General features: G+C 42.2%; 13 protein-coding genes. 1 reads left to right on the forward strand and 12 read right to left on the reverse strand.

Going from position 1 to position 14145, the window contains the following annotated elements; all coding sequences use genetic code 11:
- Positions 1-131: 131 nt before the first annotated feature.
- The 6 genes from VK541_RS04510 to VK541_RS04535 all read right to left on the reverse strand — a co-directional run bounded on the left by VK541_RS04510 (position 132) and on the right by VK541_RS04535 (position 5682).
- A complete protein-coding gene (locus VK541_RS04510; RefSeq protein WP_324367351.1) occupies positions 132-1052 on the reverse strand; it encodes a TIM barrel protein in 921 nt (306 codons plus the stop codon).
- A gap of 142 nt (positions 1053-1194) precedes the next feature.
- A complete protein-coding gene (locus VK541_RS04515) occupies positions 1195-2013 on the reverse strand; it encodes an alpha/beta hydrolase family protein (protein ID WP_324367353.1) in 819 nt (272 codons plus the stop codon).
- 22 nt (positions 2014-2035) lie between these two features.
- Positions 2036-2902 carry an ROK family protein gene (locus VK541_RS04520; protein WP_324367355.1) on the reverse strand — a complete coding sequence of 289 codons (867 nt, stop codon included), beginning with the start codon at positions 2900-2902 and terminating at the stop codon, positions 2036-2038.
- Between the two features lie 142 nt (positions 2903-3044).
- Complete coding sequence (locus VK541_RS04525) at positions 3045-4037, reverse strand: type IX secretion system membrane protein PorP/SprF (protein WP_324367357.1); 993 nt, start codon at positions 4035-4037, stop codon at positions 3045-3047.
- Between the two features lie 96 nt (positions 4038-4133).
- Positions 4134-4373, reverse strand: coding sequence for a DUF1456 family protein (locus VK541_RS04530; protein ID WP_324367359.1), 240 nt, complete (start codon positions 4371-4373; stop codon positions 4134-4136).
- A gap of 1 nt (position 4374) precedes the next feature.
- Entirely contained in the window at positions 4375-5682 is a 1308-nt protein-coding gene (locus VK541_RS04535) for a DEAD/DEAH box helicase (protein ID WP_324367361.1), read from the reverse strand.
- Positions 5683-5852: 170 nt separating this feature from the next.
- Here VK541_RS04535 and VK541_RS04540 point away from each other — a divergent pair, with 170 nt between their 5' ends.
- Positions 5853-6326: a ribonuclease H-like YkuK family protein gene (locus VK541_RS04540; protein WP_324367363.1), complete on the forward strand. Its 474-nt coding sequence runs from the start codon at positions 5853-5855 to the stop codon at positions 6324-6326.
- On the opposite strand, the gene VK541_RS04545 is transcribed toward VK541_RS04540, so the two are convergent.
- The 6 genes from VK541_RS04545 to VK541_RS04570 all read right to left on the reverse strand — a co-directional run.
- Positions 6327-6908, reverse strand: a complete 582-nt coding sequence (locus tag VK541_RS04545; RefSeq protein ID WP_324367365.1) for a hypothetical protein — start codon at positions 6906-6908, stop codon at positions 6327-6329.
- 73 nt (positions 6909-6981) lie between these two features.
- Positions 6982-8001, reverse strand: a complete 1020-nt coding sequence (locus VK541_RS04550; protein ID WP_324367367.1) for a porin — start codon at positions 7999-8001, stop codon at positions 6982-6984.
- A gap of 37 nt (positions 8002-8038) precedes the next feature.
- The gene (locus tag VK541_RS04555; RefSeq protein WP_324367369.1) at positions 8039-9409 is read right to left on the reverse strand and encodes an ammonium transporter; all 1371 of its coding nucleotides are present in this window, start codon (positions 9407-9409) and stop codon (positions 8039-8041) included.
- A 606-nt stretch (positions 9410-10015) separates the two neighbouring features.
- Positions 10016-10975, reverse strand: a complete 960-nt coding sequence (locus tag VK541_RS04560; RefSeq protein ID WP_324367371.1) for a TIGR01212 family radical SAM protein — start codon at positions 10973-10975, stop codon at positions 10016-10018.
- Between the two features lie 43 nt (positions 10976-11018).
- Complete coding sequence (locus tag VK541_RS04565) at positions 11019-13550, reverse strand: phosphocholine-specific phospholipase C (RefSeq protein WP_324367373.1); 2532 nt, start codon at positions 13548-13550, stop codon at positions 11019-11021.
- A 77-nt stretch (positions 13551-13627) separates the two neighbouring features.
- The coding region (locus VK541_RS04570) for a hypothetical protein (RefSeq protein ID WP_324367375.1) at positions 13628-14145 on the reverse strand (518 nt) is incomplete at its 5' end.

The following is a 14145-nucleotide window of genomic DNA, read 5'->3' on the forward strand; positions in this document are numbered from 1 at the left end:
TAAATACAAAAAGCTGGTTTAAACACCAGATTTTATAGGCTCACTTATGCAATTTGCCAGGGGCGGAGCAAAAAAGGCCAGAGTTGTGAGTCGACTCACAACTCTGGCCTTTTTAAATAGCTTAAACAGTACTACTTATACTGCGCCAATACGCGTTCCAGCAAGACTTTTGTCTTCCTGATTCCTTCTTCCTCAGACAAACTATCACCTTCCCACTCAATCCCTACTATACCCTTAAAGCCGCTATCATAAATGATTTTGAACATACGGGTATAATCAATGTCTGCTTCCTCTCCCTTATCATTAAACTTAAATGTCTTGGCACTTATGCCCTTAGCGAACGGAACAAGATCCTGAACTCCCTGATACATGTCGTACTGCCGCTCTGCATTGATCCTAAAATTCCCAAAATCAGGCAAAGTTCCGCAATAAGTACTATTCACCCCCTTCATCACGTCTGACAGCCATTTGCCGTCAGAAGAATAACCACCGTGATTCTCTACAATAATATTGATCTTATTCTTCTTTCCATAGTCAGTAAGTCTGCCCAACCCATCTATAACTGCGGTCTTTACATCAGCTTCAGAACCCTTTCCTGCAGCATTTACCCTGATTGTCAAACAGCCCAGTATCTTAGCAGCATCTACCCATTTATAATGATTTTCAACTGCCTTAGTTCTGGCTTTCTCATCCAGATCACCAAGATCACCTTCTCCATCGATCATGATCAAATGATTTTGGATACCTTCATTTTTTGTTATGGTCAGAAGTTCTTTTAAATAGGCGGCATCCGTTTCTTTCTTATTGAAGAAAGGGCTCACATATTCAACGATATTTATCCCAAAATCATTTTTAGCCTTCAATGGAAATTCCAGATTGGTCATCTTCCCAGCAAAAAGCGCCTTATGAAACGACCACTCTGCCAGGGAGATCTTGAAAAATTCTTTTTTCCCCGATGCCATTACGTCAAAAGGAAGCAGTGAGGTTATGCCTGCGGCTGCAGCCAGCATGCCCATATCTTTGATAAAATTTCTTCGGTCTTGTGTTTTCATTTGTTGTCCAATGTAATATTTAGGTTTAGGGATATCACCACAAGGATATCGGTTATCTAAGATAGGAAAAATATTTCCCCGCTAAGTAACATAACAAAATCATCACATGGAGTTTGAAATATTAAAATCTGCTGTTGCAGAATTAACCCTTTTTGCTGAAGAAGTTATTGAAATACATCAACTGGAAACCGATCGAATTTGTCCAGTATTCCCAGGTGTGCGCACCGGGTCTTATGGTAAAATCATGGGGGATATTATTGTAAAGCAATTTCTCGTGCAACTGAATATTTACATTGTAGAAGAAATCGTCTTTTCCGCAGTCAATGTTCAGTGCGAGCTTATTAGGAACCAGTAAATAAACCAGGTTTACAACAGAATTCTGCTCCCACCTTTCCGGATATTTTTCTTCAGCACCAAGCCTCCTGGCAATATCCCAGTTTAATGGAAAAGGCCTGATGTCCACGCCACCGCTCATGCTTCCGGCAGCTCCAAACACATCCTGATGCTTAAAAGCAAGATACAACGCCCCATGACCGCCCATGCTCAAACCAGTTATAGCCCTTCCCCTTCTGTCATTTATAGTCTTATATTTCTGATCTATCCAGCGCACCAGCTCCTTTGACACATAGGTCTCGTATTTCCATGCGGGGTCCTCCGGGCTGTCAAAATACCAGCTGGTCACATTTCCGTCAGGACAAACAATGATCATCTGAAAATCGTCCGCATATCTTTTTATTGCAGGAACCTTATTGACCCACCCTGAAAAACGATCACCGGCACCATGCAGTAAGTAGACCACCGGATAATTTTTGCTTTCATTATATCCATCAGGCAGAACGACGACTGCCTTAATGTCCTTTTTCATTGCCGCACTATGCGTCAGCACAGTATCAACTTTCGCGGCAAAGGTCAGCTGGCAGCCCAGCAGGTTCAGCAATGCTAAAACAATATATTCTTTCATCCGTTTATGAGCTAACTTCTTATTAAACCCAGGTACACGCTGCGCCTACCAGGGCGGCATCTTCCCACATTTGAGTTTGTCTGATCACTACGGTTTTATTTGCTATTTTATCCTGCAGTTTACCAATAAAATGATCCCAGCACCTCGCAATATTCCCGCCAACGACCAATACCTGGGGATCCTCATCCGCTATGAAATCATTTAAAAAGGCTGCAAGATTTGTAGAAAACTCGTCAAAAAGTTCATCCTTTATCGACTGATCCGCTGTAGCTAAAAGCTCTTCTACGTTCTTCACTTCTTTACCGGTCAGCTCTTTATATCTTCTTAAAAACCAGCGCGTAGAAATATACTCTTCTGCTATGCTATCCAGAAAAGGTACAAACGCCCTGTTGACATCTATGGTTTCACCCTTACAGTTACTGGTTGAACCCAAACCCGTACCCAGTGTCACCCCGATAGCCCGTTCAAAATCTGAAGCCGCTCCCGAGGCAAGTTCCCCGCGTAAAAAAGCTTCTGCATCGTTGATAAAAGTAATGTGCTCACCAGGAATACCCAGTCTTTCTGCGAGGATTTCGCGAATGTTCATTCCATACAACGAATCGTATTTCTGCATTCCCTTCATTAATGAAATGCCCTGTTCATAGTCAAAAGGGCCTGGCATAGCTATGCCAATTGTAATCGTTTCCTCTGATGATTTTATAATCAGGGTAGAAAGTGCTTTTACCCATGATTGCAGAATGGCCTCTGCATTATCCATAGAAGCAACACGTTCTCTTTTTAAGGTACTGTCTATCACTCTGTATGTATTACAATCTACATGAGCCGCAGTAATGTGAGAGCCGCCTATGTCTACACCAATAAAGGGTAGTTCAGATGATTTTGTATTCATTTATTGGTTTAATTTGGTCTGTTGACTGTTGATGATTCAATCTTCCAAATAAAGACATTTAAACCGTTTTAGCAAAATTTTATTTAATTTATTTTAGGAGAAGGCCCTGATGTTTCTTTTTATCACATGAAATGGCCTTCGTTTAAAAATACTTAGGGTTCATTAGGTTATAGTTTTTTCGTGGAAACGTCATGCTGAGGGTTACTTCATGAGATCCCTGCTGATAACTGGCGAGTGCGTTCGTGCTGTAATCAAATGAGTAACCTACCCTAAACCTGTCACTCACAAAGACCTCAACTATTGCAGCCAGGGCATTACTTTTTTCAAGCCCTTTTTGAAGATTGCTTTTCTTCCAGAGTGAAACCCCGGTTCTATAAGAACCTCCTATCCAAAGCCGCTTATTGATAAGCAGATAAGCATTCAAATCAAGGTTCGTTGGCCCCCTAAAGTCCTCTTTGATCATAAAGGTCGGCTTGATATCCAGCACTTCTGACAACGGAAAAATTGCGCCGGCGGATATATAAAGATGTCTTACCTGCTTCAGAATTTTATAATTATCATCAGTGGTGATCTGATCCCGGTATGCCGAGAACATGTCAAGCACAGAGGCGCTAATGTAATACCTTGGATCAGAATAATATACACCTACTCTAAAGTCAGGATAGATCTTGCTTTCGTTTCCTGTTGGTATACTTGTGTCGTTGGGATCAACTGCATTAAGCTTAGTGCCGTCAATTCCGTATTGGGTAACCCCAAATGCAATTCCAAAGCTCAATCTTCGCTCTTCGTCGTCGTCAATCTGCAATCTATAAGCATAATTCCCATAGAGAGATGAAGTACTCTGGGCGCCCAGCCTATCGTTAATTGCTATAAAGCCTAACCCCACTCTTTTCTCGTAGTCATTGGTCACACCATCAAAAGAAGCTACCGCCGTTCTTGGCGCACCATTTATTCCCGCCCATTGCATGCGGTAACTCAAACTGCCGGTCCAGTCTTCCCTGTATCCAGCGTATGCAGGATTCACAGCCAGCCCGTTAAATACATATTGGCTGAACTGAACCGTTTGCTGCGCGTACATCTTAAAAGCGCTAAAAAACAATAGTAAAAGAAAACCCGATTTCCTTAAATTCCCCATCTCATCAACATTTTTTACCTATGTTGAATATAGAGAATAAATCAGGCTCGCTAATCTGTTCAAGTCATTCATTTTGCCGGAAATGCGAATAAAATTCTACTTTTCCGCAGGTTTTGGATCTCTGGGACCACGCTTATAGATCACCAGGCCATTCAGGAAATTGCGGAGGATCTGATCCCCGCAGGCCTTAAAATTAGCATGGTCATTGCTTCTGAACATATCTCCGAGTTCACTTTTTCCGATCTTGAAATTGACCAGGCCCAGAATCTTAATAATCTCTTCATTATTGAGCTCAAGGGCTACACGCAGTTTTTTAAGAATATCATTATTGCTCATATCACATCGCTATTTCAATTTTTACCTTTTTATTCTTGATCTTCTCATTGGCCAGTGCAGATAAGATCTTGTTCACCATTTTTCGTTTTACAGCAACGTAGGACGTCTGGTCTTTCACTTCTATCAGCCCTACATCTTCCTTCTGCAAGCCAGCCTTTTTTAAGAGCAGACCGACAATATCAATTTTATTGATCTTATCCTTTTTACCCGCAGCTATATAAAGAGTCTGCCATTCACTGTCTTTTGGCAACGCAAATTTACCCTTTAAATCTTCGGCCTCTATATCTGATTTTAAAAAGGGGTATTTCTCATCGTCAGCTATAATCAGATATGCCGTTCCCTTTGCATTCATCCGTGCTGTTCTGCCATTACGATGCAAAAAGGCATCCTCGGTATAAGGCAACTGGTAGTGCACAATGTATTCCACCTCAGGAATATCAAGCCCTCTTGAAGCAAGATCTGTGGTGATGAGCATCTTAATGCTGCCATTTCTGAATTTCAACAGCGCACGTTCCCGCTCATCCTGCTCCATTCCCCCGTGAAAAATATCATGCGCCAGATTCTTGTCGATTAGCAGGTCACTGATCCGGTCTACCGTCTCTCTGTGGTTACAAAATATCAGCATTGGTTTATTTCCAATTTTACAGATCAGCTGAAACAAGGTATCAAGTTTGTCCGCCGCAGTGGTCAGTACCTTTTTTAATTTCAGGTCCGGCACGACCTTTACATCTTTCAGAAAATCGATCTCAGCAGGATGACTGATCCCTGTAAACCCAGGAATATCGCTCATGGCTGTCGCCGAAGTAAGTATCCGTTGTTTCAGGGACAGGAGTTTACCAATAATATACGACATGTCGTCCTGAAAGCCAAACTCCAGCGCTTTGTCGAATTCATCTAGAACCAGGGTTGTGATCCCCGATTCATCAAAATTCTCATGTCTCAGGTGATAGGCAATCCTTCCCGGAGTACCAATCAGAACCGCGGGTGGTTGTTCAAAATTATTGCGTTCCGTCTTTACCGGATGACCGCCATAGCAGCAATTGACCTTAAACCCCGTTCCCATTTGTTTAAATACCTGTTCTATCTGCAAAGCCAATTCCCGAGAGGGCACAAGTATCATCGCCTGTACACCATTAAAGCCGTTCTTCAAATTGCTTAGTACCGGCAGCAAAAAAGCAAGGGTTTTACCGGATCCCGTAGGCGCCAGCAACAACACATCTTTCCCTTTTCCAGCAGCACCCACAGCAGCAAGCTGCATTTCGTTTAAAGACTTGATTTTTAATTTCTCCAGGATCTTTTCTACCATCATGGCACCAAAGATAGGCCTAATCAAAGAATTTAACTCAAAATATTCACTAAGCTGTTGACAACAAGATAATTGTTAGCAATTAAACAACCGAAAATTAACGGGATTTTAATCTTTATCCCTTATTTTTAGTAAACCTGAATGCGGGTTGTTTACCAAACACCATTGAACGTATGACCTGGAAAAAATTTAGCGGCGAGGTAATCCACTCGTCAATCCTTGAAGAAATTGAAAATTCAATCGTAAGAGAAACTGAAAAAGGCTACCGCCTTAAAGTCTGCATCGGCACAGACTCACAGGTAAAAGGAGCAGTCACAGATTTCGCAACCGTCATTGTATTGCTAAGAGAACACCACGGTGGTTTTATGTACATCAACCAGGATAAGACCACACAGAAAATGAGCATCAAAGAGCGTATGCTCGTTGAAGTACAAAAATCAATTGAGATCGCCTATTCTATCTGTGACCTGCTGGACCTCTACGATGTAGACCTTGAAGTACATGCGGACATCAATACCAATCCGATGTTCAAATCAAACAAGGCACTTAATGAAGCAATGGGTTATATTCTGAGCATGGGCTTTATATTCAAAGCCAAACCCGAGGCATTTGCAAGCTCTACCTGTGCAGATAAAATGGTTCACTGATTACCATTTTGTAGTTGATACAGTAGCGGGCTTTTTCTGTTCAGTTTTAGGCTCAGCCAGGGTATTGCTCATCATTACTTTGAGCCTGTCGGCAATCCTTCTGGTTTCAGTGAAAACAAATGCCATATTCGCTTCCCATTCTGTGCGGCCAAGTTTCCCCGGTGACTTTTCAAGCCCGGTGCTTACCGTGACGGGCACGAAATTGCCATACCTGTCCCGTTCATACGGGGTGACCACAAAGTCCGTCATGATCAGCCTGTATTTCCCTTCACGCAATGCAATTGAAATGGTGTAATTTACTTCCGCAGACGGATGACCGATCCCTGCAACCCCTTTTTGAACGATCATTTTACCTTTCCCTAAAAACACAGTATCTTTTTCTTCGGCCGTCAGCTTTAATGATTTGGAATTGACCTTAAAGAAACGTCTTGCATTAGCTGCCATTACAGTCTTTGCTACTGCTTTAAGTTCTGCAACTTCCAGGAAGGTATATTTTCCGGACTCGTCCATGGGCAATATCCTATCCTGGGCAAAGGAACCAAAACCAAGCATCATTAAAATCAGGATCAGAGGTAGTTTCATAGTTGATTTGTAAAAAAGGCTGCCAGAAAATATTTCTGACAGCCTTTAAATTTAAAAAATAATTTCAGCTTTTTTAGAATGCGTATACAAATGCCAGTGAGAACTGAGCAGCTTTTTTAGTCATATCTACACCATTCTCTTTCCAGAAACGCTTATCAGAAGCATTATCAAACCTAACCTCAGGGATAAAGGTCAGGCCGCCCGCTTTAATGTTACCAGACAAAGTTACGGCAGCAACTTTTTCGCCATCAACTTCGCCAACATCTTTAGTTTTGAAATACTCGCCTCTTAAACCCAGTGCTACAGCAGGGGTGAATGCATATTGTGGGTATAATGCAGCACCTGTATAGCCACCACCATCATTAGTGATCGAGTAATCGGCAGCGTTCAAGCCTAATTTGAACTTTTCAGTTACCTGGTAAGCAGTGGTCAGGTCAAAAATAGTTCCCGTTCCGGCAACGCCTACAGATTTTCCTGTCAGCGCGTTCAGATAAGCAGTCCATCCTTCAACCGGCGTTATGGTCAGCTGACCGCCAACATGCGATACGCCGTTGAAGTCAGAATAAACGTTCCAGTCATTGAATAAACCCACCATCAAGCTTACTTTGTCGGAGAATTTGTATTGTCCTTTGATACCGGCGTTCTGGAATGGCCCGTTAGTAAACAAATAAGAAGTTGAATAGTTAAAGTTACCAGTTGGAGGTATTACCTCATAACCGATGAAAGTACCCATAAATCCTGCAGTCAGCGTAAACGCATCAGTAAAAGCATAAGATGCGTATAAATTCTGAATGTGAAAAGATTCACCGCCTTCAGGCAAAATTGACTGGCCCTGTCCACGTGGTCCAAAGGACAGTTCACCGACAAATGATGCCTTACCGGTAGTTTTTTTCAACGCAAGATCGATCATTCCCAGTGAAACAGAGTTTTGGTCACTTGCAAAACTAGTCAGGATATTTGGATGCTTTGAAAAATCATATTTATAATATGCATCAGCTGATCCGGAAATCTGTAACGGAGCGTCTGCTTCCTGAGCAAAAGAAGCTGTAACTGTTGACAAGAACGCGAGGGATAGTATTGCTTTTAATTTCATAATTTGAGGTTTGAGGTTGATAATTTAGTGAGTATGGTTAAAATTGGTTTTCTACTTCCTGACCTGCAACGATCAAGGTACCCTGAGAATATTTCTCATTGTGCTGAGACGCATCCAATCCTTCTTCTTCTTCTTCTTCAGATACACGGATAGGCTGTACCAGGTTGATCAGTTTGAAAATAATGAATGACATTATGAAACTGAACGCCACAACGATCACCACACCCTTTAGCTGAGTAATGAAAAATGCAGGGTTTCCATAGAACCAACCATCAACACCAGCACCATTTACTGTTTTAGTAGCAAAAACACCAGTTAACAGCATACCAACGATACCACCTACACCATGACAAGGAAATACATCCAATGTATCATCAAGACTTGTTTTTTGTTTCCATGAAACCACAAGGTTGGAGATAACTGCGGCGATAACACCAATGAATATACTTGAAGGAATGCTAACAAATCCTGCACCCGGAGTAATGGCAACCAAACCAACTACTGCACCTATACAGAAACCCAGTACCGAAGGTTTTTTCCCTCTTGCTACATCAAAGAACATCCAGGCCAATCCGGCTGCGCCTGCAGCGGTGTTGGTTGTCAGAAACGCTGAAACTGCTAAACTACTGGCTCCAACAGCAGAACCTGCATTGAAACCAAACCAGCCAAACCAAAGTAAACCAGTACCGATCAGTACATAAGGAATATTAGCAGGCGGAACTTCTTTATGCTCAATATGGGATTTTCTGCGTTTCAATACCAGTGCACCGGCTAAAGCCGCCATACCAGCAGAAATGTGTACAACCGTACCACCTGCAAAGTCAAGAACGCCCATTTTAAACAGAATTCCATCCGGGTGCCATGACCAGTGTGCCAGCGGTGAATAAACAAACAGCGCAAATAAAACAATGAATAAAATATAAGAGGTGAAGCGGATACGCTCAGCAACTGCTCCAACCACCAGACCCGGAGTGATAATAGCAAACATCAGTTGGAAAACAGCAAACAACGAAAGCGGAATGGTTGCTGCCAGACTCCATGAAGGACTGGAGTTTACACCCTGGAAGAAAAGGAAGGTCTTTGGATTTCCAATAAATCCTCCAATGCTTTCTCCAAAAGCCAAACTAAAGCCACATACAATCCAAAGAACTGTAATAACACCGGCTGCTACCACACTTTTGATCATGGTAGAAAGAATGTTCTTACGGTGAACCATACCTCCGTAAAAAAATGCTAAGCCTGGAGTCATGATAAATACCAAAGCACTAGCAATTAATACAAACGCGATATCTGGTCCGCTGTATTTTCCCTCATCGAAATTTGGAAGTAAGGGGATAAAAAGAGCAAGAATTGCAATTATTAATAAAACTGCAAATGGGCCCCACTGTTTAAATAAAACTTTTGCCATAAATGTTAGATTTTACTAGTTTGAAATTATGTGTTATTTGATTTTTTTATAAAACTAGTAATTAATTTCAACTTTCATCACTTTTTCCCAAACAATTTTTAAAATTATATGTTTATGAACCCATTTTTTACGCAAAAACATGAATTTATAACAAAAAACAGGTTCAATTTTTGTTATTTTATAACAAATCACCCAAAAACCGCTACTTTTTTTGTTAAAAAAATAAAAATCACCATAATCCATAAAAAAACCGTTCAGCAACCCTGTAAAAGTTCCAAATCCGTAAAACTACCATCACAGCGATCTTATAGAAATTAGCTTACCTTTATACATACTTATATACATGAAATCGCATCATCTGACTTTTAACCAGAAAAAATCGCAGGCATTAAGCTAGACTGGATAACAGAGATCACCCCATGTTTCAGAACAACAATGCTTTGTTAATGAGCAGCGATTTAGTCCTACAGATTCTGGCATCATCAGCATCATTTCAAATCCATAGCCAGCGGAACCGAAATGAATGATGTTTTAATATTTGAATTTAGAAAACAGAAAGTAGTTGAAATTTTTGGAGCTTATGATTGACAGCATGTCCGTCACACCTTATAGTACAGATGAAACCTGATAAGCAGAACCCTGCACCACACCCTTGCGCTCAATCTCCTTATCAATATAAGTCTGGATCGCCGACTTGTTTAATCCCCAGTTTGGTGCGATCAGCAGGTCCCAGTCAGAAATACCAAATAGTCGTTGAATGACAATATCCGGTCTTAGCAACGGGATCAGCTTACAAAGCAGGTCTGTATATTCTTCGAGCGAAAACAGCTTAAAGGGTTGTTTTTTATATTTCGCCCCCATAATAGAGCCCTCTACAATATGAAGATGGTGGAATTTCACAAATTTGATCTGCGGAAAACGGTTGATTTCGTGAATATAGCCGAGCATCATTTCTTCAGTTTCCCAGGGAAAGCCAAATATCGTATGCACGCAGAGGTCAAGTTTGGAATTTTCGAGCAGTTTAACGGCCTCAACAAACTCCCCGTGACTGCAGCCCCGGTTGATCTGGTTTAGCGTTTCGTCATAAATAGACTCCATGCCCATTTCCAGGTCCACGTCAAACCTGTCGGTATAACTCTCCAGCAAAGCAACCTTTTCCGCATCAATACAATCCGGCCTTGTACCAACCGAAAAGCCCACCACATCATGAGTATTTATAGATAATGCTTCGTCGTACATCATTTTTAAATAATGCACTGGTGCATAAGTATTGGTATTAGGCTGAAAATAAACAATGAACTTATCCGCCTTATAAAAGCCCTTACCCCGTTCCATCCCTTGTTCCAGCTGCTCACGAATGGTTGGAAGCTTTCTCGAAAGTTCAGGAGTGAAAGAATCTACATTACAATAAGTACAACCCCCATAGCCTTTGCTGCCATCACGGTTCGGACAAGTAAAGCCACCATCAACAATTACTTTAAATACGCGTTGCCCATTATATTTTTCCTTAAGGTGCGTACCGTAATTCTTATATCCCTTAATGCCTAAGTCCAGTAAAGTTCCCAATTGCTATTATTTTTCTGCAAAAATACAGCTTTATTTTGGAATACTATACCATACCACCCATCAATGGATCTGTCGTTGAAGCAGCGCCAGTTTCAACGTGCCCGGCGAAGCCGGTACTAAAATTTTTATTGCCAGACAACTCCACGATAAAATCATACCAGTTATGCGACTTTACCAAATTCAAGACAACACTTTCCTTAGTATTTGGAGCAACTGTTTTTTTCACTGTACCTGATTGATAACTATTGTCACTGACAATAAAGGTATGCGGTTTGCTGTCGTTGTTGACGAGGTTCATTTTTAAATTCCCGGTCAGTTTCTCCCTGTTAACACCGCTGCTTTCGTAAGCTATACTGACTTTTATTTTTGGATCGCTGCGGTGTCCTTTAAATTCCCTGTAAAAACCATTAGGACCATGCACACGCAAGTGATATTTTCCGTTCTCAAACGAATCCAAGGGCCAGTTATAGCTTAGTCTGTCCCCCGCCTTTACCCCGAATGCCCAGTTTCTGCAAATTTCATCCTTACTGCCTTCATCGCTGTATTTTACCGGGGCATATACGGTAAAAGGAGATCCTGCAGCGTGTTTACCAAATACAATATCGCCTGCGGCAAAATTCATCTCAGCCGATATTCCATCGGCCGATAAGCCCCCGTCGCAATACAATTCATAAGGCAAAGCACAAGCCGGCCTTGTTCCTTTTTCCTGCAGGTTCAGCAAAGCAGGTTTTGCGGAGATCTTAGCAATCTCATCCGCAGACAGCTTTTTAAACCCCACCGGATCGCCTTTAAACTTGGCGTTGTAAATAGTTTCCACATTTTTATTCCTGTCCAGAAAAGGGACCTTTTCCGGTTTGCTGCCATCGTAAGGACTAAAAGCAGAAGTCAAATCACCACAGATTGTCCTTCTCCATTCACTGATATTGCCCAGATGTAAATTCTTGCCAAACTTCTTATTGACAAAAGTTTCAAGAAACTGCAGTGTTGAGGTATGGTCAAACACTTCCGAACAAACCTTACCACCCCTGCTCCATGGTGAAGCGATGATCAGCGGCACCCTGAATCCAAGTCCAACAGGAGCTTCCCGTGCCTGATTTTTAGGAATGCCCTGTTTTAGTTCATTTTCCAGCCGCACATGCTCTATTTCGGTTTCTATTCCGGCTGAAACTTTACCCGTTCCGGGAATTTTAACATCAGGGATAGAAAAAGGCGGAACATGATCATAATACCCGTCATTTTCATCATAAGTAGAAATGAAGATCGTTTTCTTCCAAACCTCCGGGTTCTCGGTAAGAATATTGAGGATCTCAGATACATGCCATGCACCATACCATGGTGCGCTGGGATGATCAGAAAAGTTCTGCGGTGGCGCGAGCCAGGAAACCGCAGGCAATTTGCCTTCATTTACATCTTTTCTAAACTGGTATAGCACATCACCCTTAGGAACGGTAACCTTTCGTTCCGTCCCATTGTCAGAGTAGGTCAGTTCCGTAATGTTCCGGAAACCGATATCACCTGAATTAATTACAAAAGCACTCTGATAGAGCTTCTTTTCATGATCACTTAGCTTTCCGTAGCTTTCCTTGTTCCAGATTGCCAGTTCAGCCCTGGCATTGTCCAGCACCGCCTGCTTAGCCTTGATGCTTTCCTGTGCTTTTTTGGCATCCTCATCACTTGAAGGCGTTCTTTCCTGGAGCTTATTGATCTCACCCGGTAATGTTTCTGCCTGCTTTTGCAGATTTATCACATAACGCTCAGAGAATTTAACATTATATTTCTTAAAGAATTCCAGCAGGTTGCAACCGAAGTTGGCTAACCAGGCCCTTTCCTGTCCTACAAAACCACCACCGCAGCTCAGGTCATTCTGATAAAACTTCCAATTGATGTCGTTTTGGGTCAGCAGCTCCGGAAATGTCTCCCAGGGCATTTTACCATATGCAAAGTCTGTATTCCTGATGTTGGCCTTAGGCAGCCCGTCCTCTTCATGAGTGATCTTACCCGTCCAGAAGAAAGAACGGTTTGGCGTAGTGCTCGTCATTGCAGAGCAAAAATTCTGATCACAAATGGTAAACGCATCCGCCATACCATAATTAAACGGAAGGTCTTCCCTGACATAATGACCCAGCGTCAGCGGCATATCAGCATATTTTTTATTCCCCGATCGTTTTGCCGGAAGCCACCCATCGTATTTCCCTGAATTATTCGCGTCGACCTGGCTCGCCCTGGAATGTGGCAGGTCCCCCAGCCAGGTTACTTTAGTATCTTTTATATTCAAACGGAATGGTGAATAGGTATTTCCGGAGGCATCTGTTTGCAGCCACACTGGTTTTTGGTCCGGCAGACGAACTGCTCTTGGGTCATTGAAGCCCCGTACTCCCTGCAGCGAACCAAAGCAATGGTCAAAGGACCGGTTCTCCTGCATCAGTATCACGATGTTCTCCGCATCAAGATACGTGCTGCCCAGGGCAGGGTTTATAGCCAGGGCTTGTTGTATCGCTCCGGGCAGTAAGTTCACCATAGCTGCGCTGCCGGATACTAACGCTGCCTGTTTTAAAAAATCTCTTCTTGAATTCATGGTATCAAATTTCTTTGTGCAGTTTAAAATTAATGTTAGCCAATCATTAATCTGTGAAGACAAAAGTATTATGCTTGTTACAGTGAAGAAGGCCGGGACCTGGACAGCACACGCATGAGCGGTAAAACTGCAAAAACTATCGTCAGCACTCCGGCAAACAGGCCCAGCAAAGCAGAAAGAAATGTACCATTAAATCCATGCCCGCTAGGGATACAGAGCTGTGCAAACAAGGAAACAAGCAAAACGACAGCAAGTGTAATCCCCCCATTGATACCAGCCGTCCTGAACAAGAACCTATTGGCATTAATCTCATAGGGGAGCGTCAGACCCGTCTTACCCTGCCCGGCCAGAACAGCAGCTTTTTTTAAGATGTCAAAAGTGATGATAAAAGGCAGAAAGAAAGCCATCGGCAGCAGGAAGCGGGCAAAACAAAGTTCACCCTGAAACAAATAAACTGCCTCCATATTTTTAAAAGTAAAATAAGGCACACAGGTATTAAAAAAAACATTAGGCACCATATACAGCAGCAGCTTTTTCTGAAAAAACCTTCTGAATACCGGGTCTCCTGCAATGATCTCCTTAAACATAATCTGCT

This window comes from Pedobacter sp., assembly GCF_035317785.1.
Lineage (GTDB): Bacteria > Bacteroidota > Bacteroidia > Sphingobacteriales > Sphingobacteriaceae > Pedobacter.